At 62.3% G+C, this 25,185-nt stretch carries 25 protein-coding genes; 12 read left to right on the top strand and 13 right to left on the bottom strand.

What is annotated here, in order from left to right; translation table 11 throughout:
- Positions 1–65 precede the first annotated feature (65 nt).
- Positions 66–884, top strand: coding sequence for a helix-turn-helix transcriptional regulator (locus FYJ85_RS06320; protein ID WP_106054412.1), 819 nt, complete (start codon positions 66–68; stop codon positions 882–884).
- Between the two features lie 26 nt (positions 885–910).
- Here the strand turns inward: FYJ85_RS06320 and FYJ85_RS06315 are convergent, their stop codons facing one another.
- The 5 genes from FYJ85_RS06315 to FYJ85_RS06295 all read right to left on the bottom strand — a co-directional run bounded on the left by FYJ85_RS06315 (position 911) and on the right by FYJ85_RS06295 (position 4,822).
- Positions 911–1,945 (bottom strand): glycoside hydrolase family 43 protein, encoded by a 1,035-nt coding sequence (locus tag FYJ85_RS06315; protein ID WP_154417334.1) that lies wholly within the window; start codon positions 1,943–1,945, stop codon positions 911–913.
- Positions 1,946–1,961: 16 nt separating this feature from the next.
- The gene (locus tag FYJ85_RS06310) at positions 1,962–2,720 is read right to left on the bottom strand and encodes a sulfite exporter TauE/SafE family protein (RefSeq protein ID WP_106054414.1); all 759 of its coding nucleotides are present in this window, start codon (positions 2,718–2,720) and stop codon (positions 1,962–1,964) included.
- A gap of 69 nt (positions 2,721–2,789) precedes the next feature.
- The gene (locus tag FYJ85_RS06305) at positions 2,790–3,686 is read right to left on the bottom strand and encodes a phosphoribosylaminoimidazolesuccinocarboxamide synthase (RefSeq protein ID WP_106054415.1); all 897 of its coding nucleotides are present in this window, start codon (positions 3,684–3,686) and stop codon (positions 2,790–2,792) included.
- A gap of 19 nt (positions 3,687–3,705) precedes the next feature.
- Positions 3,706–4,020: a 50S ribosomal protein L21 gene (gene rplU, locus FYJ85_RS06300; RefSeq protein ID WP_106054416.1), complete on the bottom strand. Its 315-nt coding sequence runs from the start codon at positions 4,018–4,020 to the stop codon at positions 3,706–3,708.
- A 76-nt stretch (positions 4,021–4,096) separates the two neighbouring features.
- The gene (locus tag FYJ85_RS06295; RefSeq protein WP_154417332.1) at positions 4,097–4,822 is read right to left on the bottom strand and encodes a glycosyltransferase family 2 protein; all 726 of its coding nucleotides are present in this window, start codon (positions 4,820–4,822) and stop codon (positions 4,097–4,099) included.
- 183 nt (positions 4,823–5,005) lie between these two features.
- Between FYJ85_RS06295 and FYJ85_RS06290 the strand changes: the two genes are divergently transcribed.
- The 5 genes from FYJ85_RS06290 (at position 5,006) to FYJ85_RS06270 (ending at position 11,065) form a co-directional block, all read left to right on the top strand.
- Positions 5,006–5,530, top strand: coding sequence for a carbohydrate binding domain-containing protein (locus tag FYJ85_RS06290; protein WP_154417330.1), 525 nt, complete (start codon positions 5,006–5,008; stop codon positions 5,528–5,530).
- A gap of 36 nt (positions 5,531–5,566) precedes the next feature.
- The gene (locus FYJ85_RS06285) at positions 5,567–6,088 is read left to right on the top strand and encodes a hypothetical protein (protein ID WP_154417328.1); all 522 of its coding nucleotides are present in this window, start codon (positions 5,567–5,569) and stop codon (positions 6,086–6,088) included.
- Between the two features lie 456 nt (positions 6,089–6,544).
- Positions 6,545–8,620 carry a cellulase family glycosylhydrolase gene (locus FYJ85_RS06280; protein ID WP_106054420.1) on the top strand — a complete coding sequence of 692 codons (2,076 nt, stop codon included), beginning with the start codon at positions 6,545–6,547 and terminating at the stop codon, positions 8,618–8,620.
- Between the two features lie 127 nt (positions 8,621–8,747).
- Complete coding sequence (locus FYJ85_RS06275) at positions 8,748–9,755, top strand: Gfo/Idh/MocA family protein (protein ID WP_158704159.1); 1,008 nt, start codon at positions 8,748–8,750, stop codon at positions 9,753–9,755.
- 101 nt (positions 9,756–9,856) lie between these two features.
- Complete coding sequence (locus FYJ85_RS06270) at positions 9,857–11,065, top strand: glycoside hydrolase family protein (RefSeq protein WP_106054422.1); 1,209 nt, start codon at positions 9,857–9,859, stop codon at positions 11,063–11,065.
- Positions 11,066–11,072: 7 nt separating this feature from the next.
- Here the strand turns inward: FYJ85_RS06270 and FYJ85_RS06265 are convergent, their stop codons facing one another.
- Positions 11,073–12,290, bottom strand: coding sequence for an FAD-dependent oxidoreductase (locus FYJ85_RS06265; RefSeq protein ID WP_106054423.1), 1,218 nt, complete (start codon positions 12,288–12,290; stop codon positions 11,073–11,075).
- A gap of 82 nt (positions 12,291–12,372) precedes the next feature.
- Between FYJ85_RS06265 and FYJ85_RS06260 the strand changes: the two genes are divergently transcribed.
- Complete coding sequence (locus FYJ85_RS06260; protein ID WP_106054424.1) at positions 12,373–13,275, top strand: helix-turn-helix transcriptional regulator; 903 nt, start codon at positions 12,373–12,375, stop codon at positions 13,273–13,275.
- Here the strand turns inward: FYJ85_RS06260 and FYJ85_RS06255 are convergent.
- The 7 genes from FYJ85_RS06255 to nifS all read right to left on the bottom strand — a co-directional run bounded on the left by FYJ85_RS06255 (position 13,268) and on the right by nifS (position 18,149).
- Positions 13,268–14,434: a type III PLP-dependent enzyme gene (locus FYJ85_RS06255; protein WP_106054425.1), complete on the bottom strand. Its 1,167-nt coding sequence runs from the start codon at positions 14,432–14,434 to the stop codon at positions 13,268–13,270. The two genes, FYJ85_RS06260 and FYJ85_RS06255, sit on opposite strands and share 8 nt — an antisense overlap.
- A gap of 413 nt (positions 14,435–14,847) precedes the next feature.
- A complete protein-coding gene (locus FYJ85_RS06250) occupies positions 14,848–15,006 on the bottom strand; it encodes a hypothetical protein (protein ID WP_154417327.1) in 159 nt (52 codons plus the stop codon).
- Positions 15,003–15,131, bottom strand: a complete 129-nt coding sequence (locus FYJ85_RS23990; RefSeq protein WP_268878717.1) for a hypothetical protein — start codon at positions 15,129–15,131, stop codon at positions 15,003–15,005. Before FYJ85_RS23990 ends, FYJ85_RS06250 begins: the two co-directional genes overlap by 4 nt.
- Before the next feature lie 20 nt (positions 15,132–15,151).
- Positions 15,152–16,357 (bottom strand): hypothetical protein, encoded by a 1,206-nt coding sequence (locus FYJ85_RS06245; RefSeq protein WP_106054426.1) that lies wholly within the window; start codon positions 16,355–16,357, stop codon positions 15,152–15,154.
- Positions 16,358–16,555: 198 nt separating this feature from the next.
- Positions 16,556–16,837 carry a DUF493 domain-containing protein gene (locus FYJ85_RS22975; protein ID WP_158704160.1) on the bottom strand — a complete coding sequence of 94 codons (282 nt, stop codon included), beginning with the start codon at positions 16,835–16,837 and terminating at the stop codon, positions 16,556–16,558.
- On the bottom strand, positions 16,834–16,956 hold the full coding sequence (locus FYJ85_RS23985; RefSeq protein WP_268878716.1) for a hypothetical protein: 123 nt from the start codon (positions 16,954–16,956) through the stop codon (positions 16,834–16,836). Before FYJ85_RS23985 ends, FYJ85_RS22975 begins: the two co-directional genes overlap by 4 nt.
- Positions 16,953–18,149, bottom strand: a complete 1,197-nt coding sequence (gene nifS / locus FYJ85_RS06235; RefSeq protein ID WP_106055763.1) for a cysteine desulfurase NifS — start codon at positions 18,147–18,149, stop codon at positions 16,953–16,955. Before nifS ends, FYJ85_RS23985 begins: the two co-directional genes overlap by 4 nt.
- A gap of 159 nt (positions 18,150–18,308) precedes the next feature.
- Here nifS and FYJ85_RS06230 point away from each other — a divergent pair, with 159 nt between their 5' ends.
- The 5 genes from FYJ85_RS06230 to FYJ85_RS06210 all read left to right on the top strand — a co-directional run bounded on the left by FYJ85_RS06230 (position 18,309) and on the right by FYJ85_RS06210 (position 25,181).
- Entirely contained in the window at positions 18,309–19,406 is a 1,098-nt protein-coding gene (locus FYJ85_RS06230; RefSeq protein ID WP_154417326.1) for a cysteine desulfurase family protein, read from the top strand.
- Positions 19,407–19,470: 64 nt separating this feature from the next.
- Positions 19,471–20,673 carry a TolB family protein gene (locus tag FYJ85_RS06225; protein ID WP_154417325.1) on the top strand — a complete coding sequence of 401 codons (1,203 nt, stop codon included), beginning with the start codon at positions 19,471–19,473 and terminating at the stop codon, positions 20,671–20,673.
- Between the two features lies 1 nt (position 20,674).
- Positions 20,675–21,979 (top strand): bifunctional folylpolyglutamate synthase/dihydrofolate synthase, encoded by a 1,305-nt coding sequence (locus tag FYJ85_RS06220; RefSeq protein ID WP_177995123.1) that lies wholly within the window; start codon positions 20,675–20,677, stop codon positions 21,977–21,979.
- Between the two features lie 20 nt (positions 21,980–21,999).
- Positions 22,000–24,468: an endopeptidase La gene (gene lon / locus FYJ85_RS06215; protein ID WP_154417323.1), complete on the top strand. Its 2,469-nt coding sequence runs from the start codon at positions 22,000–22,002 to the stop codon at positions 24,466–24,468.
- Entirely contained in the window at positions 24,465–25,181 is a 717-nt protein-coding gene (locus FYJ85_RS06210; RefSeq protein ID WP_154417322.1) for a LolA-like protein, read from the top strand. Before lon ends, FYJ85_RS06210 begins: the two co-directional genes overlap by 4 nt.
- Positions 25,182–25,185: the final 4 nt, after the last annotated feature.

The following is a 25,185-nucleotide window of genomic DNA, read 5'->3' as shown; positions in this document are numbered from 1 at the left end:
AATCTGCAACTATCTTTTCAGCATCATTATTACAGATACGGCATCATTATTATAAAATTCGAATCATGCAGCTCGAAATTGTCCATCCGGGGCGGTATACCGCTCCGGAGACCTTTGTCCAGACGACGCTGTTCGTCCATGTCGGGCTTTGCCTCGGCGGGCTCGACTATATGAATATCGCGCCCCCCGGCGGCGGGGAGCAGCTGAAGCTGACCGGCGCGGCGGCGCCGTTCCTGACCATGATTCCGCCCGGCGCCCGCGTCGACTTCCGGTTCGGGCGCAAACGTGAAAACTGGGTGATTCAGTGCCGCATGCCGGAGTTGATTCCGGTCGCCGGAGCATGCCGGCAGCAGCTGGAGCAGGACGGCTCCCTGTTGTGCTTCCCGTACATGCGCCGGATCAAGGCCGGGCATGCCCTGCCGCTGCGGGAACGGTTCGCGCTGGTCGTCTCCCTCTGGCAGAGCGGCACACCGGCGAACCGGATCGCCGCCGAGTGGATGACCGTCGGAATCTGCGGAGAAATGTTTGCCGAAGAGGAACCGCCGGACCGGGAAGGCACGACTCCGGCCGCCCGCCTGCGCCTCGCCATTGATGCGGATCGCGGATTCCGCAAGACCCTCGCGGAATTGAGCCGCGAAGCCGGCGCAAGCGCCGGATTCCTGAGAAAATGTTTCCGCCGGGCCTATCAGCTCGAGCCCGCCGAATACCGCGCCCGGCGCCGTCTCGGCCGGATTATGGAGCTGATCGACCGGAACGAGCTGAGTCTGAAGGAGATCGCAGAGGAGGTCGGCATGCGGCACGTGACCCATTTGCACGCTTTCGTCCGTGAACGCTGCGGCGTCACTCCCGGCGAGCTCCAGAAACAGCGCGGCAGGAGCTCCTGAGTGTATCGCGGGGGACAGGACCGGGGTCAGCCGAACTGAATCTCGTCCGTCCAGTCGATGCGGTAGCCGCCGTCGGAGAGAAAACGGATTTCCAGCCAGACGTAGGTACTGCGGTCGAAGCTGGCCGGATTCCAGCGGTCGAACATTGCAATCCAGCGTTCTCCGGCCCGGAATACCGCGCTGCTCTGGCAGCCGAAAGTCGTTTCGGCGCCGGGGCCGCGGCACGGGTTGCCGCCGGGAGTCCAGGGGCCGAACACGCCCGGAGCGCTCGCCGACCGCGCCGCATTCGGCTCCCAGCTCGTGCAGCCGGACATCAGCAGGTGACAGGCGTCTCCCCGCCGGAACAGCGCCATCCCCTCGTTCCAGCCGCACGGCAGCACGCGGACGTAGCGGCCGCTCCAGCCGAGGCAGTCCGGCGTCAGTTCGGCGATGTGGATTGTGCTGTTGTGTTCCGAGGAATAGATGTGATAGGCCGTCCCGTCCTCATCGACGAAGAGGTTCATGTCTCGCGCCATCTGTCCGGCGGCAAGGTCGCGGCGGAAAATCGGGTAGCGTTTCACCTCGTCGTTCTCCCCGTTCGGCAGCTGCGGCTCCGGCGGAATCGTTCCGGCCGGGAACGCGGCCTCTTCCGCACTCATGTTAAGCGGTGCAAAACCGGCGTTGACGCGGGCGGCGCCGAGAAAGACGAACGGTCCCTCCGGAGAATCCGCCGCAGCCAGGCCGCGCTTTGCGATGGTGTGGTTCTCATCGGTCGAATGGAAATACATGACGAACTTTCCGGTCGTCCGGCAGTAAATCACTTTCGGACGCTCGATCCGGCAGCCGCGGACGATCGGGCTGGCCGGATCGTCCGAGACCGGCAGGACGATGCCGCAGTCGCGCCAATCCGTCAGGTTTGCTGACTCGTAGCAGTGAACGCCGTGGAACGCGAGCCGCCCGGCCCACCCTTCCGTCTTGTGTTCGCCGTACCAGTAGAAGCGGCCGCCGTATTCGAGCATGCCTCCGCCGTGGGCGTTGATCGGCTTCCCCGCCGTATCGAACCAGAATTCACGGTTGTTCATGCTTCTCCCCGGGTCGTCAGAAAAAGAGGTAGACGGCGCAGAGCACGACGATCACCTGGATGATGTTCTCGAACAGCTTCTGCGGCATCTTTGACAGGATCAGGATGCCGAGCGCGCCGCCGATCAGCAGGAACGGTATCATGGCGAGGTCGACCTTCAGCGCCTCGAATGTGACCCGCCCGTCCGCGATGAAGAGCGGCATCTTCGTCCAGTTGATGATCAGGAAGAACCAGGCGTTGCATCCCATGTACTTGTCCTTCGGGAGCTTCATGGCCAGGAAATAGATCGCGGCGACCGGCCCGGCCGCATTGGCGAGATGGGTCGTGAAGCCGAGCAGAGTGCCGTAGAAGCCGGCCGCGACTTTGCCGGCCGGAATCCGGTCCGGCGCAATGCGCGAGCGGATGAAGTTAAGCAGTGCGAGACCGAGGACGATTCCGCCGATCAGCATCCGCATGAGCCGGTCGTTCCCCTCCGGCAGCAGCCAGAGCACAAGCGCTCCGACCGCCAGCCCGGTCCACGCCCACGGCAGCAGCCGCCAGATGATTTTCCAGTCCGCCTTCCTCCGGTACCAGGCGACCGCCATGAGGTCGGCCATGACCAGCATGATCAGCTGCAGCCCGGTCGAGAGCCTGCCTTCGAACGCCATCGTCAGCATGATGACCGGCAGCACGCCGATTCCCGGAATCGCCGTTTTGTTGATGCCGATCAGGATCGCGCTCACGATCAGCACCGCAAGCTGCGTTACATCCATGCCGGCGAAAATATCCGCAAACATCGTTCCTTCTCCCGTAAATGAAAAGAGGCGGCATCGAGCCGCCCCTTTTTCTTCGCTCCGGCACTCTCGTTACAGGGATCTGCCGGTCAGCATCCGATAAGCTTCGAGATACTTCTCGGAGGTCTTCTTCACCACGTCGGCCGGGAGTTCCGGGCCGGGCGCGGTCTTGTTCCAGTCGAGCGTCTCGAGGTAATCGCGCACATACTGCTTGTCGAGGCTGACCGGGCTTGTTCCGACCTTGTACTGGTCGGCGGGCCAGAACCGGCTCGAATCCGGGGTCAGGACCTCGTCAACCAGAATGATTTTGCCGTCGAGTTCGCCGAATTCGAATTTCGTGTCTGCGACGATGATGCCGCGCTTTTCGGCATAATCCCGGGCCGTCGTATAGATTTTGAGCGAAAGGTCACGCAGCGCGGCCGCCTTGCCGGCGCCGATCAGCTTCGAGACCTCCTCGAAAGAGATCGCTTCGTCATGGGCGCCGATTTCGGCTTTGGTGGACGGAGTGAACAGCGGCTCGTCGAGCTTCGACGCCTGCTGATAACCGTCGCGCAGCCTGAGGCCGGAGACGGTGCCGCTTTTCTGATAGTCCTTCCAGCCGCTGCCGACCAGGTAGCCCCGCACGATGCATTCGACCGGCATGACCTTCGCTTTGCGGACGATCATCGACCGCCCCTGCAGGTCCTTCGCGTACGCCGCCAGCTCCGGACGCGTCGTGACGTCGGCCGAAATCAGGTGGTTCGGAATGTCGCGCATCAGGTCGAACCAGAAGAGCGAAATCTGCGTCAGAACCTCGCCCTTGCGCGGCACACCGCAGGGCATGACCACGTCGAAGGCGCTGATCCGGTCGGTCGCAACGAAGAGCAGCGCGTCGCCGAGGTCGTAGACATCGCGCACCTTGCCGCGGTTGACGAGCTTCACGCCCGGAATTTCGGTCGTGAGCAGCGCTCCGTTCGCATCGTACTGCATGGCGCCCTTCTTTCCGCTGTTACGCTTTGATCTCGCCGATTTCGACGCGGGTCAGGCTCTGCCGGTGACCCTGGGTGCGGCGATAGCCTTTGCGGCGCTTCATCTTGAAAACGACGATCTTCTTGGCGCGGAACTGGTCCTTGACTTCGGCCGCGACGGTCGCTCCCTCGAGCATCGGGGTGCCGACGTTCAGCTTGCCGCCCTCTTCGCCGACCGCGAGGACCTCGCTGAAGGTGACTTTGCCGCCGACTTCCACGTCGAGCTTCTCGACTTCCACAATGTCGCCGGTTTTGACTTTCAACTGCTTGCCGCCGGTCTTGATAATCGCGTACATTTTATTCTGCTCCTTATCGTTGTCAGTAAGTTCACTCATTCAATCACATACATCCGGTTAATATATCCGCGTTTCATCATTTTGCAAGCAGGATTCGCGGCAGATTCTTGATTAACTTCAGAAAATATTCGGTTTTCGCCTTGGCCGGGTTCTGTCCGTAACGGAGTTTTACCTTCAGTTCGTCGCGCAGGCAGCCGGCGATGTGGCGGTCGGAACAGCCGCCCTCGCGGTAGAAGGCCACCGGCTCCGGAACGTAGATGACGTCGAGCTTGTGCACGTTGACCGCCCGGTACATGAAGTCGTAGTCGCCGAGGTAGCGCATCGAGGAGTCGTAGACGCCGATCCGCTCGTAGACCCGGCGCGGCACGAACATCGACGGGTGCGGGGCAAACGCGCCGCGGAACAGGTTGTGCGGACGGAAGCCGCGCACGAGTCCCTGCTTTTCGTAGATCACGTCGCCCCAGAAGATCGAATGGTCGAGCTCGCGTCCGCGAAAGCTTTTTTCGACCAGTGCCAGAGCGCCGGGGCGGTAGGAGTCCCCCGCGTTGATGAGGCCGATCACGTCGCCGGTTGCCCGGGCGATGCCTTTGTTCATCGCGTCGTAGATGCCGCCGTCCGGCTCGCTCACGAAGGCGGCGAGACGGTCGCCGTACGCTTCGATTTCCCGGACCGTGCCGTCGGTGGAGGCGCCGTCGATGACGATGTATTCAAGATCGGGGAATCCCTGATTCAGCACGGAATCCATGGTCTCCCGGATCTGGGACGCATTGTTGCGGACAATGGTGACGATCGATATTTTCACTGGCGCATCTCCTGAAACTGAACTTGCAAAGGCAGGAACATACACGCCGGAACCACGTTTTTCAAACCCGATGCGCGCTTTCCCGCCGGAAAATCGATGCGGGACGGGAAAACCGATTTGACTTTTTGCGGAAATGCGGTTAGCTTAATGTTACCTGAGAAACCAACAGAGGAGGGAATCAGTATGAAATTTTTCAGAACCGCAGTACTCGGCGCCATGCTGTTCGGCGCGTTCGCCGTCAGCGCGGACGACATCTACGACAACATGATCGACACCGAGGCCGCCCTCAAGCAGTGGAGCAACGCCGCCGCCATGACTTTCCTGCCGAACGGCGGGCCGGAGAGCGACGAGAGCGCGGTCAGAATCACTGCGACCGATGCGGCCAAGCCGGTCATGGCTTTCTTCAAGGTGGATATCGACAAAGTCCGGGGCAAGACCGTCAAGCTCTCCGCCAAAGTCAAGGGGGAAAACATCTCGAAGCCCGACAAGCCGTATCTCGGCATTAAGATGATGATGACCGTGACCATGGCCGACGGCAGGATCGACTATCCGGATACGACCCGTCTGACCGGGGATTTCGGCTGGCGCGAGCTCAAAACCGTCACGACCGTGCCGCCCGATGCGAAGTCCGTCACCATCCAGATCGGTTTGCAGGGCTCGACCGGAACCATCTACTTCTCGGACCTCGAGCTCGACGAAGAGGACTGACCTGCAGGGTGACGCTTCAACGGAAAGGGTGAACGCATGAAACGCAAGTTCCTGACATTTGCGGCCGCCGCGCTCGCTTTCGGAACGCTCTCCGCGGGCGAGGTGCTTTTCGAGGAGACCTTCGCCGATGCCGAAAGCACGGCGAAGAACTGGGGGCAGGCCGGCGCGGCCGCCTTCTCCGCCGACGGCTTTGAAAACGGCGGGCTCAGGATTGCAAATGACAATCCGAAAGGCGCCAGGCTGCTGCCGATCAGAATCGACGCCGCCAAAGTCCGCGGTAAAAAACTCAAGGTAACCTCGATGGTCCGGGGCGAAAACGTCTCGAAGCCGGAGAAGCCGTACCTCGGAGTCAAAGCGATGATCTACTACAAAGCCGCTTCCGGCGACCGGCAGTGGATCGAGCACAAGCCGAAAAAAGACGGTACGTTCGGCTGGGAGGAGGTCGTGACCCAGGCGGATATTCCCGCCGATGCGGAAGACGTGAGCTTCCAGGTCGGCCTTCAGGAATCCTCCGGAACCGTCTGGTTCGACGACATCAAAGCTGAAATCGTCGAATAGTCTTATCCCGTCTTCCCGCCGCCATCCGGCGGGAAGGCGGTTTTTCCCGAAAAATTATTTTTCAGATTACCGGTATAAGTTAACATATTAACTAAATGGAGATGGTATGTCAATGCCATCGAAATATCAACAATGCCTTTCTCTGAGGTGTGAGTACGGCGGAGCCGCACGGAACACCGAAGAGCGGGGCCCCCGAAAAGTATCATCCGTCGCGCAGGCGCTGTGGATGACAAGCCCGACTTGTCCTCCGCAGCCTCGGCGAAGGAGGAAGGGTGGCAACTTTTTGGAAAAATATCAACAATGCCTTTCTCGAAGGTGTGAGTACGGCGGAGCCGCACGGAACACCGAAGAGCGGGGCCCCCGAAAAGTACCCGAAGCTTTTGGGCATTCGGCCCAAAAGACCCGAGGCCCGTGGCCGAAGGGTGGCAACTTTTTGGGGAACATAGGAGATTTGCCATGAAACACCTGTCCCGTACCCTGACTGCGGCCGCTCTGGCCGCGGCGCCGGCGCTGTTTGCGGCCGGTCCGGCCGTCATCACCGTCGATGCCTCAAAGGTGGTGGCTCCGGTCAACGAGCTCGGCTTCGGCAACAATATCGAGGCGGCGGACGGCCGCGGCATCTTCAGCGAGCCGGCTGATGCCAAAACTTTCAATGTGAACGGCGTCAAATACGGGCAGGGCTTCTGGGACCCGGACAAAAACGCGCCGAATCCGGTCACGACCGGCCTGGCGAAGACGCTCAGAATGGGCATGATGCGTTATCCGGGCGGCTGTCTTGCGCACAACTACAACTGGACGCACGCCGTCGGGCCGCTCTCCGAACGCTCCGACTGGAAATTCGGCATCGACCAGTTCATGGAGCTCTGCAGAAAGATGAACTGGGAACCGCTCTTCACGCTGACCGACTACGCGCTCCCGGCCGAGGAGCTGCCGCAGCACCTCGCGAACCTCGTCGAATACCTGAACGCTCCGGCTACGCCCGAACATCCGTGGGCGATGAAGCGTGCCGAGTGGGGTCATAAGGAGCCGTACGGCGTCAAGTACTTCGAGCTCGGCAACGAGACCGATCACGGCAGCCATAAGACCAATCCGCGCCGCTCCTACACGCCGGAACAGTACATCAAGTATGCGACCGATTCCATCAAGGCGATCCGCAAGGTCGATCCGACCGTGAAGCTCGGGCTCGTCACCGTGCCCGGCAACGGCACCGACTGGAACTGCGACTGGAACCGCAAGGTCATCGCCGGCGCCGGCGCGCTGACCGACTTTCTCGTGATCCACTTTTACGGCCCGGGCATCGGCGGGCAGGATGCGGATACCGCGCTGCGCCGCGTGCTCGCCTATCCGGATCAGCTCACGCTGCGCATGAAACAGTACCGTGATCTCACGAAAGAACTCGCCGGAAAGGAGCTGCCGCTTGCGATCACCGAATACAACATCGGCGGCTCCGGCAACGATCCGTTCCCGGTCCGCTTCACCTATCTGGCCGGGCTTATGAACGCGGACCTCATGCGCCTCTGGCAGCAGCCGGAGAACAAGGTTGAGTTTGCGAACTACTGGCACATCCTGAACGGCTGGTGGGGAGCCTACCGCTCCAACGATGCGGACGGCAAGATCACCGAGCGGAAGGCGACGCTGCCGTTCTTCGAGGTCTGGGGCAAATACCGCGGCACTGAAATCGTCGCCTCGAGCGTAGCCGGAAATCCGCGCGTGACCGCGGCCGCCGGTCCCGGACTCATGCCGTCGATCGGGGACGTCTACTCCGCCGGCACGAAAATCGGCGAGCAGACCAGCTTCAAGTTCAACTTCACCGGCTTCAACCGCAGCGATATCGTTCCGCGCAGCACGGGCCGCAACAGCCTCGAATTCACGCTGAACAACGCGAAGGGCAACTGCTACACTATTTTCAGCAGGATCAACCGGCCGAAAAACCTGCCGAACGGGGAATCGCTTGCGATCACGCTGTCGTTCGAAATGCGTTTCGTGCCGGATAAGAAGGGCGAAGTTCCGCAAGCCACGATGGGCCTCGGCCTCTGCGACCCGCGCGGCTGGGACAAAACCATGTCCGCCGCCGCCTTCACCCACGCTTCGCTCTCCGATCAGTGGACAAAGGTAAGCAAGAGCTTCACGACGCTCTCCGACGCGGACGGCTCCGATATGCTGCTCCGCTTCGAGGAGGCGAAAGCCCCGGTCTCCGGCAAGCTTGAATTCCGCGACATCAAGGCGGAGCTCGGCGGCGGCGAGAAGTTCCCGGCTTATCCGGCCATCGCGACCTTCGCGACGAAGTCGGCCGACGGCAAGAGCCTCTATCTGCTCGTTTTCAACAAGGACCCCGACAACGCGGTCAATGCCGAAATCGAGCTGAAGAACTTCAAGACCGCTTCCGGCGAGTCGATCCAGCTCTATCAGGAGAAGGTCGAGGCGACCGATTACTTCAGCGGCCTGGCCGGAACGGTCACCGTGAAGGACGGCAAATTCAGCGCGACTTATCCGAAACACTCGCTGACCGCTTACGAGTTCAAGCTCCAGTAAGCCGGAGAAACGTTCCGAATTCCCGCCCCGGTGCGCCGCGGGCGGGAATTTTTGTGCCGTTTTCCCGGCTTGACTTCTCCCGAAACGGGGGTATTGTATGAAACAGGATTACAGAGGAGAGGCTTTCATGATCAATTGGGGAATCGTCGGTACCGGCCGGATTGCGGCAACCTTCATCCGGGCGCTTTATGCCGGGCAGAGCGGGCGGCCGCTGGTGGTCGCCGGACGCGATCCGGCCCGGACAGACCGGTTCGCCGCCGATAACCGCGTGCCGGAATCCGTGGTCAATCCCGGTGCGGTGTTCGCCGATCCGCGCATCGACGCGGTCTATATCGCCACGCCGCACATCACGCATGCGGAACTTTCGATCGCGGCGCTCGAGGCGGGCAAGCCGGTCCTCTGCGAAAAGCCGATGGCGATCGATCCGGAGTCGCTTGCGGCCGTCCTCGCTGCCGCGAAACGGTGCGGCAGCCTCTTTCTGGAAGGGTATATGTACCGCTGGCATCCGCAGACGGCGAAGCTGCTTGAACTCCTGCGCAGGAATGTCGTCGGCGAAATCAACCTTATCGAAAGCGCCATGGGCTTTGCGGCGAAATACAATCCGGCCGACCGGCTGTTCAATCCGGCGCTCGGCGGCGGCGCGGTCTGGGATATCGGCGGCTATCCGCTTTCGATGGCGATGCTGGTTGCCGGAGCGGCGCTCGGAACCGATCCGGCTCCGCCTGACTGCTTCACCTGCGGCGGCGTGACCGCCCCCGGGAACATCGACCTCTCCTCCTGCGCAATAGCGGTCTGGAAGGACCGGATCGTGGCGCAGCTTGCCTGTTCGTGCGGCGCGACCCTGGACCCCGCGCTTCGCATCCACGGTTCTGCCGGACGCATCGTCGTTCCGAATCCGTGGGTCTGCAACCGGACCGAACCCGAGAACGGGCTGATCCGCATTGAGCGCGAATCCGGCGTCGAGGAGATCCGCGTTCCGGCCGACCGGACCAGCTTCGGCTATGAGGCCGACGGGTTTGCGCGCCTGCTCGCTTCCGGCGCCCGCGAAGCGGCTGCCGCGCCGTTCACGAATGCCGAGAGCCTTTCGCTGAACCGGCTGCTCTGCCGCTGGCGCGAAACGGTGACTGCCGGCTGATTCATTGCTTTAATCACTTCTTTCGTTTGCATTCCGCCCGCTTTCCTGCTATATTGTACGGAACGATATTGCGTCAGAACAGTTACGGCGGAGGATGAATCATGACAGAGACGGCATTTCCCGGCGGCGGCTCCCCGGACCCGAATTCCTATCCCGGTACGGACAGCGAGCGGATCGAACAGGCGGCGCGGGCCGCTTTCGCCGCCGGGCGGCCGCTGCGGATTCCGGCCCGCCGCCCTGATGCGGTTTCGCCGCGCAGCTTCTGGCTGATCGACGCGGCCATCCTGCTGCCGGGAAACGCGACGCTGATTCTGGACAACTGCACCATCCGGCTGTCGGACCGCTGCCGCGACAACTTCATCCGCAGCGCGAATTGCGGGCCCGGCATCGACCCCGTTCCGCCGCTGGACAATATCCGCATCCTCGGCGTCGGCAGCGCCGTGCTGGAAGGGGCTGTACATCCGCGTTCGACCGGGGACTCCGCCAAAACGCTCGGGGAACGGACCTTCGGGACCGATGCCGGGAAGCCGGGCGAATCGCAGACCGGCGACTGGCGCAATATCGGCATCCTGCTGGCGAACGTGCACCGCTTTTCGATTGCGAATCTCACGATCCGCGATTCGCATGCCTGGGCGGTGTCGCTCGAATATTGCACGGAGGGCGATATCCGGCGCCTCGCATTCGATTCGTCCGGCTGCCGGGAGATCGACGGCGAACGGCGGATTGTCCTGAATCAGGATGGTTTGGACCTGCGGCGCGGCTGCCGGAACATCACGATCGACACGATCAACGGAACCACCGGCGACGACCTCATCGCGCTGACCGCGATCGGCGGCGCTCCCCGGCCGTGCGGAATTTTGGGACGCACCGAAGTCTGTTCGCCGCGGATGGGGGGATTGGACGAAGACGTGAACGGCATTGTGATCCGCAATGTCGTCGGCCATTCGGCGGGCGGCCATCACATCGTCCGCTTTCTGAACACCGGCGGCATCCGGATGCGGAACATTTTGCTTGACGGCGTTGTCGACACCTCGCCGGACGGTTTCCGCGACCATGCGGCGGTCCGTATCGGCGACTCGAATCCGGCCTGGGGCGGCGTGACGCCGCTCGGGGAGACTGCGGCTTTTCAGATCGTCAATATCCAGTCGCGCGCGAAGGCTGCCATCCTGATTGCGGGGTCGCTCGCCGATTCGATCATTGCGAATGTCCTGAACGGCAACCCCGGAACGGAACCGGTCGTCTGCACTTCCGGTCCCGGAAACACCGCCAATCTGGAGATCCGCTCCGCGCTGACGCTGCCGGAGTGCTGAACGGCGATCACCCGATCAGGGAGCGGACGCTGCACTTCCTGCGGACGGCCCTGGCTGCCGCCCGTCCGGCCGCTTCGCCCATCGCCAGGCAGTCCCCCGTGACCCGGTAGGCCGCGTGTGCCGCAAAGCTGCCCGAAATGCACCGTCCGGCTGTCAGCAGGTTTTCGACCTTGAGCGGAACCAGCGACCGGTACGGAATATCGAAGCCCGGGTGCTGCCAGCAGTTCTGCTCCGGCTTCTCCGGTTCGTGGATATCGACGCCGAATTGGACCCGGCAGACCGCGTCGGGCTGCTTCCGGCCGCTTTTCACGTCGTCGTCGGAGATGACGTACTCCCCGGTGATCCGCCGCGTCTCCCGGACGCCGATCATCGACGGGAGGTCCAGCAGATACACATCGCCGAGCTGCTCCTTTACGAGCTTGAAGCATTCGAGCGCCCGGCGCACCTGCCGGCGCCCCTCCAGCGTCGCCGCAGTCAGTTCGTCGGCGACCGTGCCGAGCGAGCGTTTGACGTGCGTCCACTGAATCAGCGCCTCTCCCTTGCGCGGCAGCGTGATGAGCGCCGGATTGTTGTACGGGATGTCGGCCAGGATTTCAGCCTCCGGCAGCTTCTGAATCAGTACGTCATACCAGCTGCGCAGGTCGTCCCGGCCGTAGTCGGGACGGAGGCCGCCGATTTTGAACATCATGGTCATAGGCTGGAACACCCCGTCGCTTTCGCGTCCGATTTCAAAGGGCGCGCCGGAGCGTGCCGCGATATCGCCGTCCCCCGTGCAGTCGATGACCACGTCGGCCAGAACCGCCTGCGTGCCCGATTTATTCTGGATGTAAATCCCTTTCAGCACGCTGTCCTCGACGATCGGCTCGCTCCCCATGGTATAGAGCAGCAGGTCGATGCCGCATTTCGAAACATATTCGTCGAGCAGCAGCGCCATTTCGCACTGATCGAACGAGATGTCCCAGAGTCCGCCCCATGCGTCGCGCGCCCTGAGCGCTTCGCGCAGCTCGCGGTTCAGGCCATCCTTGTTCTGATTGTCGAAAAACGGACTCAGCAGCCCGAGCGTCCACATGCCGCCCAGCAATCCGCCCTGTTCGACCAGGGTCACCTTCGCCCCGGCCCGCGCGGCCGAAACCGCCGCGCCGAAACCGGCCGGCCCGGCTCCGACCACCAGCACCTCCGTCCGGTTCCGCACCGGAATCTCACACGCCTTGCGCACAATATTCATACCATCTCCTTTGTATTTTCCATAGTATACCGCGGAACCGGCAGTTTGACAATGGAGCGTTCTGCTGTATATTTACATTATCATGCTGAAAACGGTATTTCTGGATAAATTTGACCCGGGCAGCCCCGGAAGTTATCTGGCGGAGGCGATCTATGCGGCGGAACGGCTGTTCGGCGTCACGATCACCATTCACGACCACCGTGCGCTGCTGTTCGATGCGGACGGCAAGCCGCTCCTCCCTGGACGCGACCATCACACGCATCCGTATTGCCGGGCCGGACGCTACGCCGTTCCCGAGTGGAATCGCTCCTGCCTGGCGGAGTGCGCGTTTCAGGCCGAATCGGCCGCCCTCTGCGAACTGCGTCCGTTTCTGCATCATTGCTGGAAGGGGGTGACGGAGCTTGTCGTGCCGGTCGAACGCGGCCGCACGCCGGTGCTGATCTTCTACGCCGGTGCATTTCGCGGACCCGGCGCACCGCCTGCCGGCTTCGAGGCTGCCCATGCCGCTCTGCCGCCGGCGGATGAAAAGAGTGTCTCCGACCTTGCCCGGTTGCTGACGCTGGTCGGGCAGGGGATTCTCAGGGCTCTTGAGAGTTCGCGGGAGTCCGAACGGCGGCAGCCGCCGTCCCGCAAGCAGCAGATCCGGAAGTTTCTCGACGAGCACGCCCATGAACCGGCCGCGTTGTCCGACCTTGCCCGGGCGCTGCATGTTTCGCCCTCCCGGGCAGGCCATCTGGTGACCGCGGCCTTCGGCTGCCCGTTTCAGGAGCTGCTGCTTGCCGAGCGCATGACCCGGGCGCGGAACCTCCTGCTTTCGACCGATTACCCGCAGAAGGAGATCGCGCGCTGCTGCGGCTTCGGAACCGTCCACTATTTCAGCCGGATGTTCCGCCGTTTCTACGGCATGCCCCCCGGCCGCTGCCGGGACGCGAAAAAAAACGGGGTCCCCGGCCGGGATCCCCGCAAGAGAACGGAATTTATTTGATGATGTAGACCGGCAGCGGCGGAAAGCCGTTGAACTCCACCGAGCAGTAACTCGAGGTGTATGCCCCCGTGCTGAGCCAGTAGACCCGGTCGCCCGGCTTGATGTAGGCCGGCAGCGGATTCCGGAAATATTCGTACATGACGTCCTGACTGTCGCAGGTCGGCCCGGCGATGATGAAATCCTCGCACGGTTCACCGCGCGCTTCGCAGTAGAGCGGATACTTGATCGATTCATCCCAGGTCTCGATCAGCCCGTTGAATTTACCGGTGTCGAGATAGAGCCATTTGTCGACGCCCATCGAGGACTTCTGGCTGATCAGCACGACCTCGCTGACCAGGATGCCGGATTCGGCGGCGAGCGAACGGCCGGGCTCGAGAATGATTTCCGGAGCGTCTTCGCCGAAGTCCTCTTCCAGATACCGCGTGATCTCTTCGGAGTAGACCGTCATCTCGTTCGTCTTGGAGATGTAATTGGCCGGAAAGCCGCCGCCCATGTTGATCAGATTGAGCTTGAGCCCTTCGCCTTCGAGATAGTCGAAAATATAGCGGACTTTGGCAATCGCCGAGTCCCAGGTGCCGATATCGCGCTGCTGGGAGCCGACGTGGAAACTGATTCCGCACGGCTTGAGCCCGATCTCGCGGGCCAGCAACACCAGATCGATCGCCATGTCCGGGTGGCAGCCGAACTTGCGCGACAGCGGCCAGTCGGCCGTCTCGCTGCCTTCGGTCAGAATCCGGCAGAAGACCCGGGCGCCCGGCGCCTCCTTCGCAATGTTGCGCAGGTCCGCTTCGCTGTCGGTTGCGAAAAGGGAGACGCCCTTTTCATGGAAGTAACGGATATCCGCGGCCTTCTTGATCGTATTTCCGTAGCTGATGCGGTCCGGGGAAATTCCGAGAGACAGCACCCGGTCCAGCTCGTAGCGCGACGCGATATCGAAATGGGAACCCAGGTCGCGCAGCAGCTCGAGCACCTCAATTGCCGGATTCGCTTTCACCGCATAATAGATTTTGGCGAACGGAAAATGCGCCAGCAGCTCTTCGTAATTCCGCTTGATAATATTGAGGTTCACCACCAGAAACGGAGTGGGATGGCGGTCGGCCTCCTGTTTCATGAGGAGCCAGTCTTCTTTGGTGTAATAGTCCAGAACGTCAATCCGCATTGTTTCTTCGACCTTTCATAATCACAAACGTTCTTGTTCTCCGGAGCCGCCGCTTTTATGCGGGGGCGGCCCTGCTCGCCCGGGGCCAACCGGGACCCGGGTCAAACGAAAACCGGGGAGGCCGTCAGCGCTCCCCGATTTTTGACAATCATAAAAAGTAGCCCCATTCTCGGGTATTTCAACGCTGAAACCAAAAAAACAACCGATTTTTATATTCGTTGGAGATGAAAATTTTAAAAAATGCGAAATTGATTTTTCTGAGCGGATTTCCTGCTGTTTCCTGACGACCGGTGCGAACATCGGACAGGAAAAACAACCGGGAAGTTCCGGAAATCGCGTCCGGCAGGTTTCTGCCGGAACGGGCATGGCGTAAAAAACAGCTTCAGCGTAAAAGGGCTGAAGCTGCCGGAGAGTCAATTGCGCACCGGGCCGTAGGGCTGGAGTTCCCACGACGGCGGTGTGTTATGCGGAATCGAACTGAATCCCAGCCGCTCCTGCTCGGTGCAGCCGGAAAGCAGACAGAAAAAGGCCGCCGCAGCAAGTACGGCGGCGGCGGTCAGAAGAGTTCTCATTTTCCGGAGAACATCGTGCTGAACAGGTTGTACTCGTTCATCTCGAGCACCTGGAAGGCCACGGTGGCGGCCATCGCCAGGAAGCTCACAATGATGACGCCGGTGAAAAACTTGGAATTGAACACTTTCGCGTCCTCCTTCACTCTCAGTTGATGTCGAACCAGACCTTGTCGCCGACCTGAACCGTATCCTTCTGCTCGCCGATCGGTTCCGCGATCGAGCAGTTCTTGTCAACCTTGGTCAGCTTGACCTTCGTGACGAAATCCGAAGTCGGGACGGCGAGATCTCCGCGGGAGACGACCATTTCGAGGCCCGGAGTCAGGTTCACGTTGATTTCGCCGACCTTATTGCCGAGTTCCTGCTGAACAGTGGATTCGGTGCCGAGGTCGATCGCGATGTAGCCGTACTTCGAGCTGACGTCGGCGACATGGCCGACGATGCGCTTGCGGGCCTCGGGCGAACCCGGCTTCCACGGCATCGGCAGCACGTCATTCTTGTCGAGGCCGAGCGCTCCCCGGAGGCCGTCGAGCTGGTAGATCTTGTCGTCGAGCGATTTCTTCAGGGTAGCGATCTCGTTGTTTTTGCCGTTGAGCTCGTTCTTCTGGCGCTGGATCTCCTGGTTGCGGGCGCCGATGGTGCGGTTGGCTTCGTCGAGCTTGCCCTTCAGGCCGTTCACCGCCTGGCGGGCCTGATCAAGCGCGCCCTTGAAGTTGTTGCCGGAGAAGTTGAGGCTGCTGCCGCCCGCCTGGCGGACGATTTCATTGAGGGTGTTCTCGAAATCGCGGCGTTCATTGCCGAACTGGGTCAGGCGCTGCGAGAACTGGTTCAGCGCGGCCTGGTCGGCGGCGCGAAGCTTGTTGGCGTCGATCGTGAGCTGGAGATTCCGGCGGACCGCTTCGACCACGCTCTGCACGATCTTGTTGCGGCGGTCGATCAGGGCGCCGACGCCCTGCACGACGTCGTCCTTGCTGGTCGAGTAGGTCGCCATGTTCTTGAATGCGTCGGAGGAGCCGACGTTGTTCATCTCGGCCACGGTGCCGATGCTGCGCAGCGTTTCGGCCAGCTCGTCGCGCTGCTTGATCAGCTGCCGGCTCTGCGTCGTCAGCTTCGCCAGCTTCGCGTCGAGATCCGCGTAGTTTTCGTGGGAGAGCGCGGCAACGGTCAACTCGCCGCCGACTTTGGTGCCGCTCCCCTTGTCCATCTCGGTCGCGCTCTGGTTGATCGTAGTTGCCATCTTCTTCCAGCCTTCGACCAGCTGACTGCGTTTGTCAAACAGGAAATAAGAGAAGACTGCGCTTGCGATTGCAAGCAGAAGAATCAGGATACTCAATACGACGTTGACTACTTTCATCGGGGCTCTCCCACTCTGATTGGTTGATAATTTGTCGTTATATATTGCTAAACCCAAATTGACACACTTACGTCCGGCATGACGTTATTGAACATTAGCACCACAAAAATATATTGTCAAATGCCGAAAAGCGGAGAACCGGCAAATAAATCAATTTTTTTTGAAAAATTCCGCCTCTCCCCCGCAGCCCCCGCTTTTTCAGAGCAGGAACTTCACCCCGTCCACCGCCGCCAGGGCCGCGCTCAAGGCATTCATCATCTCGCGGCCGGTCAGGACGACCGGCGCCTTGAGCGTACGGTAGCGGCCGCCCTCCGAGCGCAGACCCTCGTGGACCGCGGCGGAGACCCCGTGTTCGCGCAGGCACTGCCCGATCGCGGCGCGTGCCGCCTCGAGCTTGTCGGCTTCGACGATGATCCGATACTCCCAGTCAACCGGAAACTTCAGCTCCTGCCCGTTGATTTTTTTGTTTGCACTGCTCATTTTCCGCAAGAGGTCCTTCCGCCTTTGGAGTGATGGTGCGCCTGGCAGGCGGCGCAGTCGCCGTGACGCGCGCACCCCGCATTCGAGCACGGGCAGCTCCCGTTCTTTTCGCCGTTCATTTGTTCCGTTCCTCCCAGTAGGGAGAAATTTCCCGCAGCCGCTCGATGATCGGCGGCAGGGACTCCGCCACGAAATCGATCTCATCTTCCGTGTTGTATTTCGACAGACTGAAGCGGATCGTTCCGTGGGCGGCTGTGTAGGGCAGGTTCATCGCCCGGAGCACATGCGACGGTTCGAGGCTCCCCGTCGTGCAGGCGGAGCCGCTCGAGGCGCAGATGTTCAGCATGTCGAGGAGCATCAGGATCGATTCCCCTTCGATGTATTCGAAGCTGACCGACGAGGTGTTCGGCAGCCGGTTCGCCAGGTCGCCGTTGATGCGGATGTGACTGATCCTCTCGCGGATTCCGGCCTCGAGCCGGTCGCGCAGGCGCGTCAGCTGCACGCTTTCGACCGCGAGGTTGCGGGCAGCCAGCTCGCACGCTTTGCCGAGGCCGATGATCGAGGCGACGTTTTCGGTGCCGCCCCGTCTGCCCTTCTCCTGATGGCCGCCGAAGATCAGCGGCTTGAACCGGGTCCCGCGGCGGACGAACAGAGCCCCGACGCCCTTCGGCGCGTGGAGCTTATGGCCGGAAATGGTCAGGAAATCGATTTCGCTCGAATCGAGGCGGATCGGCACTTTGCCGGCGGCCTGCACCGCGTCGGAATGAAACAGCGCGCCTTTCGCATGCGCCATTCCGGCGACGGTTTCGACCGGAAAAATCGTGCCGGTTTCGTTGTTCGCCCACATGACGGAGACTACGGCCGTCGCTTCGTCGATCGCCCGTTCGGCATAAGCGAGGTCGAGCCGGCCGCGCTCGTCGACCGGGATGTATTCGATCTCGAAGCCGCGGCGCGAAAGCTCCTTGCAGTAGGCCAGCACGCCGGGGTGTTCGACGATGGTGGTCACGATCTTGTTCCGACCGGGGCGGGCGTAAACCGCCGCGTTGATCGCGGCGTTGTCGCCCTCGCTGCCGCAGCTCGTGAAGATGATTTCGGAGGCGTTTCCGTCGCTGTCGCGGAAACTCGAGCCGAGCAGATCGGCCACCCGGCGCCGCGCCTCCTCGATCTCGGCGGCGACGCTGCCGCCGAAACGGTGGATGCTCGAAGGATTGCCGTAACGTTCGCAGAAAAACGGACGCATCGCCTCGAACACCTCCGGGTCGACGGCGGTCGTGGCGTTGTTGTCCAGGTAAATGACTTTATTTTTATTCATGGAAACCGGAGCCCTCCCGTACTGAAAAACATGATTTGCCTTTATAAAATAAACCATATTTTTCCGAAAAGTCAATCCGCTCCGGTTGAATAATGGCCGGAAGTTGCGTAGATTAGGATGCCGGACGGGTGAAACCGGCGAAAGGATGCAAATACGGCGATGATCTATCTGGACCATGCGGCGGCGGCGCGGCCGCCGCGCGAAATACTCGATTTTTACCGGGCGTGTCTCGAGGAATCCTATGCGAACCAGGAGGCGGCGCACCGGCTCGGTTACGACGCGCGGCGGCGGCTCGATGCGGCCGCGGAACAGCTTTCGACCGCCCTCGCCGGCGGCCGCCGGTACGACGTCGTCTGGGGGATGAGCGGGACCGAACTTTTCAATCTGATCGCCGACTCCCCGTTCGCCGCGGGGAAGCGGGTGGTCTCCTCCCGGCTCGAGCACCCGGCGCTCACGGCGAACCTGCGCCGGACCGCCGGAGCCCTGACGCTGCTGCCGGCCGGGCGGGACGGCGGCATTTCCGCCGGGAGCGTTCCGGCCGACTTCACGGCTTTCCATCTCGTGCAGAGCGAGCTCGGCCGGATTCAGGACGTCGCAGCCCTCGCCGGAATCGCTCCGGGGGCAGTCCGCATGCTCGATGCGATCCAGGCGGCGGGGCGGTTCCCGATTCCGGCCGGAACGGCGGAGCTTATCGTCGTTTCGGGGCATAAATTCGGTTCGCCGGGAGGTGCGGCGATTCTTGTCGACCCGGCGGCGAAGTGCGCCCGGCCGTTTCAGAAATTCGCGCGCCGCTACCGGCATGAGGACTACCGCATCGGCCGGCCCGAGGCGCCGGTTCTTCTCGCCATGGCTTATGCGGCGGAGCTGCGCTGCCGGGAGCTCGAACGGAATGCCGCAAAGGCGCGCGGACTGAACCGGCTGCTCCGCTCCGGTCTTTCGGGGCTGCTTCTGCCGGGCGGGAAGCGGAGTTTCTGCACGATCCCCGAAGAGGTCGCTTCGCCGTGGATTCTGCATGTGACGCTGCCCGGAGTCGAAACCGGCGTTCTCGTCCGCATGCTGTCGGAGGCCGGAATCATGGCGGCCGCCGGGAGCGCCTGTTCCTCCGAAAGCCGGGAGCCGTCGCCGGCGCTGCTCGCCATCGGCTTCCGCCGCGCCGACGCCTGGTCCGGGCTCCGCGTCAGCCTCGGGCCGGACTCCTCCGGCGGCGATGCGGAAAAGTTGATCAAAGCAGTTCGGAACGTGTTGAAAAACTGGTAAATACGGGGTATGTTACCTTATCACGGTTGTTTATTCATTTTTTACGGATAAGGAGTCTTTTTTCATGTACAAAACTCTCTCACTTGCCGCCGCCGCGCTGTTTGCGTTTGCTCCGGCCGCCATGCTCACCGCCGCTCCGGAGCCGATCGTGGTCACCAAGACCGTCCGCACGAATCCGACGCTTTACTTTCAAGGGGTTCCCAGCGACGGGGAACTGACCCGGCAGATGCGTTCGTTCCTCGGCGCCTGCGGCTGGTTCGACCTCTCCGGCGACCCGAAGGCCGAATATGTGCTCTCCGGCCGCCGGGAGAGCGGCCGCGCCGTATTCACGCTGACGACCGGCGGCGCTCCGGCCGGTTCCTGGGGGATCCCGCTTACCGGCAACAGCCGCCGGATGGCCCAGCAGATGGTCGACGCGATCATCCAGAATACCTTCAAGGAGCTGAAAGTCAAAGGTTTCTGTTCGACGAAGATCGCGTTCTGCGCCGAGACCGCCTCCGGCGTCAAGAACATTTACGCCTGCGACATCGACGGCGGCAACGTCGAACAGATCACGAATTACAACGCGCTCTGCGTCGAACCCTGCTGGTTCCCGGACGGGAAGGCGATCGGCTACTCCAAGTACAACCGGACCGGCATTGACGTGATCGAAACCCGGCTGAATCCGAAGCGCAGCCGCGTGCTGACCGCCTTCCGCGGCATCAACACCGGTGCGGCGATCAGCCCGGACGGGCGGAATCTGGCCGTCATCCTGAGCCCGGACCACAAGGTCGACCTCTATGTCATGCCGATCGGCGGCCGGACGCCGCGGCGGCTGACCAACAGCATCGCGGTCGAAGCGTCGCCGTGCTGGAGCCCCGACGGCCGCGAGATCGCTTTCGTGAGCGATGAGACCGGAGTTCCCAAGATCAATATCATCTCGGCTGACGGCCGGAACCGCCGCGTTCTGAAGTCGGTCGGCTCCGACGCCGTGACGCCGGACTGGTCCGGCGACGGCAAGATCGTCTATGCGACCCGGGTTGAAGGGGTCTACACCATCGCGGTCTACGACCTCAAAACCGGCGAGAATACCCGGATCACGCAGGAGCCCGGCGTCTGGGAGTCTCCGGCCTGGGCGGCGGACAACCGGCAGGTCGTCTGCAAACGTTCCGACGGCCGCCGTTCGGCGCTCTACGTCATCGACAGCTGGACCGGCAAGACCCGGCTGCTCGTGTCGACCCCCTACAACCTCTCCATGCCGGCCTGGTCGCGTGCCGGGAGCCGCTGACATGACCGGCGGAAAGGCCGGGGGCGGCTACCTCGATTCGCTGTCGATGTTCGGAATCAAGCCGGGGCTCGAAGCGACCGCCGAACTCATGCGGCGGGTCGGGAATCCGGAGAAGGAGCTCTCCTTTCTCCATATTGCCGGAACCAACGGGAAAGGCTCCACCGGCGCCATGCTCGAATGCATGCTGCGCGGCGCGGGGTTCACGACCGGATTCTACACTTCCCCGCATCTGGTCGACATCCGGGAGCGTTTCCGGGTCAACGGCATCGCGGTTTCGGAAGAGGATTACGCGGCGTTTTCCGCCGAGCTTGCGGCGGCGGCGCGGGCCGAAACCGGACGCGACTTCACTTTCACCTATTTCGAGTTCACGACCGTGCTGGCGGCGATGATTTTCGCCCGCGCCGGAGTCGACGTCGTCGTCTGGGAGACCGGCATGGGCGGCCGGCTCGATTCCACGAACGTGGTCCGTCCGCTCGCGTCGGTCATCACGAACATCGCGCTCGACCATCAGGCTTACCTCGGCGACACCATCGAAAAGATCGCGGCGGAAAAGGCCGGGATCGTGAAGCCGGGCGTCCCGGTCTTCACCGGCGTCATGCCGGAGGAGGCGCGCAGGGTCATCGCCGAAAAGGCGAGGGCGGAAAAAAGCCCGTGCTTCGGGCCTCCCCCGGAAATCGCCGGGCCGGTTCATTACCGTCTTGACGGCGGCCGGACCGTGCAGGAGTTCGAATACGGCGGGAGGCTGATCCGTCTGCCGCTGCCCGGCGCCATGCAGCGGCGGAACTTCCGTCTCGCGGCGCAGGTCCTGACCGAACTTGCTCCGAAACTCGGGCTCGATTCCGGCCGGGCGTTCCGCGCCGTCGCCGGTTGCCGCTGGCCGGGGCGCTGTCAGCAGGTCAATTCGCGTTTGATCGTCGACGGCGGACACAATCCGGACGGGCTTGCGGCGCTTGCCGAATCGCTGGAAGAGGCGTTTCCGGGAGAGACGTTCTCGGTGGTCTTCGCCGGTTTCAAGGATAAGAACGTGGCCGGCAGTCTGCACATGCTCGACAAGCTCGCCGCGCGTTTTATCTTCGCTCCGCTTTCGGAGTCGGACCGGCCGAGCTACACCGGCGCCGAGCTTTGCGGCCTTGCCCGGCGCGAAGGTCTCTCCGCTGAAACGGCTGCGGCCGGAAGCGCGCGGGAGGCGCTCGAACTCGCTTCGCAGGATCAGGCGCACAAAACGCTGGTCGCCGGTTCGCTCTATCTGGCCGGGGAGGTCCTGTCGCTCACCATGGACAAACCGGCGATCCTGAACCTCGATTAATCACATGCATAGGATAACACATGGCTGAATCTTCGAATATTTCCGTCACCGGCATCGGGCCGGTCAAGCCCGAACAGGCCGCGCCGCTCTTCCTGATGCGCGACCCGGTGATCTTTCCGTACAGTCTGACGCCGCTCCTGGTCGACGAGGAGAATCTGGCGGCCCTGCGGCAGACGATGGAGCGCGACCGGCTCCTCGCCATCTTCCCGGAACTTCCGGGTGACGAGGAGCTTGGCGTCCTGCCGCTCCAGGTCACGCTGAAGCTGTTCAATTACCGTGAGAAGCGGCGCAGCGGCGTCGGCATTCTGGTCCGGGTGGTCAAGGAGCTGAATTTTCCGGACGGCTCGGTGCGGATTCTGGTCCGCGGGCTCAAACGCATTTTCTGCCATGCGATCGAAACCGCCGGCGGCGTGCCGTCCGCCCGGTATGTGATCTGCAATGAGTCTGCGTCCGAAAACGAGGATACCGAAAACAAGGCGCGCCAGAAATCGGCGGTGGCCGCGTTCCAGGAGCTGGCCGGGGCGATGCCCGGCATCCCTGAAGAGCTGCAGGTCGCGGTGCTGAATGCGGAGTCTCCGGGCCGCCTGGCGGACCTGATCTCCGATGCGCTCAATTTGAATTACGCCGAAAAAATTCTCCTGCTCTCCATGACCGACGTGCGCAGGCGGTTCGAGGTGCTGGCCATCCTCATGAACCGCGAGCTCGAAGTGCTGAAGCTCGGCATGAAGATTCAGAGCGAGGTGCATCAGGCGATGAGCCAGCAGCAGCGGGAGTTCTTTCTGCGCGAACAGCTCCGCACGATCCAGCAGGAGCTCGGCGAGGACAGCCGCAATCCGGACATCATCGAAATCGAAGAGCGGCTCGAAAGCACCGAGCTGCCGCCGCATGTGCTCGAGGTCGTGCGCAAGGAGCTCTCCCGGCTCGAGGTGATTCCGCAGGCCGCCCCCGAATACCATATCGCCTACACCTACATCAACTGGCTGCTGGACCTGCCGTGGTGCATCTTCACCGAGGACCGGCTCGACTGCGCCGAGGCCGAAAAGGTGCTTGATGCCGATCATTACGGGCTCGAGGACGTCAAGCAGCGGATTCTTGAATTTCTTGCGGTGCTGCAGCTGAAGCCGGACGACGAGCGGCGGGCGCCGATCCTCTGTCTCGTCGGGCCTCCGGGCGTCGGCAAAACCTCGCTCGGGCAGTCCATCGCGCGGGCGATGAACCGGAATTTCATCCGGGTTTCGCTCGGCGGCGTGCGGGACGAGGCCGAAATCCGCGGGCACCGCCGCACCTATGTCGGGGCGCTGCCCGGCCGCATCATCCAGAATTTGAAAAAGGCCGGCAGCGGAAACCCGGTCTTCATGCTTGACGAGATCGACAAGCTCGCCAGCGATTTCCGTGGAGATCCCGCTTCGGCGCTGCTCGAGGTGCTTGATCCGGCCCAGAACAATTCGTTCAACGACCACTATCTCGAGGTCGATTACGATCTGTCGAAGGTCTTCTTCATCGCGACGGCGAATCTGCTCGAAACGATTCCGGGGCCGCTGCAGGACCGCATGGAGATCATCCGGCTGCCCGGCTACACATCGTTCGAAAAACGCGAGATCGCACGCCGTTATCTGGTCGGCCGGCAGGTGAAAGCCAACGGCCTCAAGGCGAAGCAGGTGCGTTTTCAGCTCGGCGCAGTCGACGAACTCATCGACCATTATACGCGCGAGGCCGGCGTCCGCGAGCTCGAACGCTGCATCGGGCAGGTCTGCCGCCGGATTGCGCGGCGCATCGTCGAAGGAAAAATCGCGCCGGACGAAACCGTCTCCGTCACGCCGGCGCTCGTGCAGGAGCTCCTCGGCGCGCGCAAATTCCTGATGGACGAAGCCGACGCCAAACTCGGTCCCGGCTGCGCCACCGGCATGGCCTGGACCAGCTGCGGCGGCGTGATCCTGCCCGTCGAAGTCATTTCGCTGCCCGGCAAGGGCGGCCTCAAGCTGACCGGCTCGCTCGGCAAGGTCATGCAGGAGTCGGCGGAGGCCGCCTTCAGCCTGGTCCGCGCCCACGCCGCCGGCTGGGGGATCGGACCGGAGTTTTTTGCCGAACACGATTTCCACATCCATGTGCCGGACGGGGCGACGCCGAAAGACGGCCCGTCAGCGGGCGTCACCATCACGATGGCGCTTGTTTCGCACCTGAAAAACGAAGCGCTGCGTCCGCGTCTCGCCATGACCGGGGAGATCACGCTGCGCGGCCGGGTCACGGCCGTCGGCGGCATCCGGGAGAAGGTCATCGCCGCGCTGCGGGCCGGTATTGACACCGTCATGCTGCCGGAAGAGAACCGCAAGGATGCGCTCGAATTGCCGGAGGAGGTGAAGTCGAAGCTCGAATTCCACTTCGTCTCCGACTTTGCTGAAGCCGCGAAGGTCGCCTTCTCCCCGGCCCGGAAACGCGCGAAAGCCAAAGCTCCGGCTCCCGGAGCGAACCGGAAGGAGAAAAAAAGATGAAGCGGATTCTGATTTTGTTCGCGCTGCTCTCGGCGGTTCTGCTGCCGGCGGCGGAAAAGCTCCCGCTCGACGAATTCATGCAGCGGGTGCGCCACCCGAATCCGATGGCGACCTACGCCGCCCTCGACGGCCGCATCCAGCACCGCCGCAGCGGGGAAGCCGCGAAGTCGGAGACGCTCTATTTCGCCGTGATTCTTCAGCCGGAGCGCATGACCGGGCAGATCATCATCGGCGGCCGCGAGGGCTACCTGATCGGCCAGACCCGGAAGACCGGCGATTCCGAAACCAGCGTCATTCCGATGCGCGGGACGGCGGAGGAGAACAAGCTGCTCGGCTATATGGGTGTCCGCCCCTCGGATCTCACCATGAGCTTTCTGTTCTATCCGGTTCTGAAGGAGCTCGACTCCGCCACGGTCAAGGGGGCCGGCTGCCGCGTCGTTCTGCTCGAAGCTCCCGACAAGAGCGAGCAGGCGAAGGTCTACATCGCAAGCCGGTACTGCTTCCCGCTCAAGGCCGAGTTCTTCAAAGCGGGGGAAAAAGAGCCGTACCGGACGCTCGAGGTCAACAGCTTCCGCCAGTCCAACGATCTGTACTACACCGACGAGATCAGTCTTTACGGTCCCGGCTGGCGCACCCGCATCAATTTCGACAAATCGGCCGACGTCGGGCCGTACGATGCTGCGAAACCGCCGGCGATCATCCGCAAGCTCTGACCGC

The sequence above is a fragment of the Victivallis lenta genome (genome assembly GCF_009695545.1).
Taxonomy (GTDB): Bacteria; Verrucomicrobiota; Lentisphaeria; order Victivallales; family Victivallaceae; genus Victivallis; species Victivallis lenta.
The sequence above is the reverse complement of the archived record's forward strand: the minus strand, read 5'-3'. Positions and strand labels throughout refer to the sequence as shown.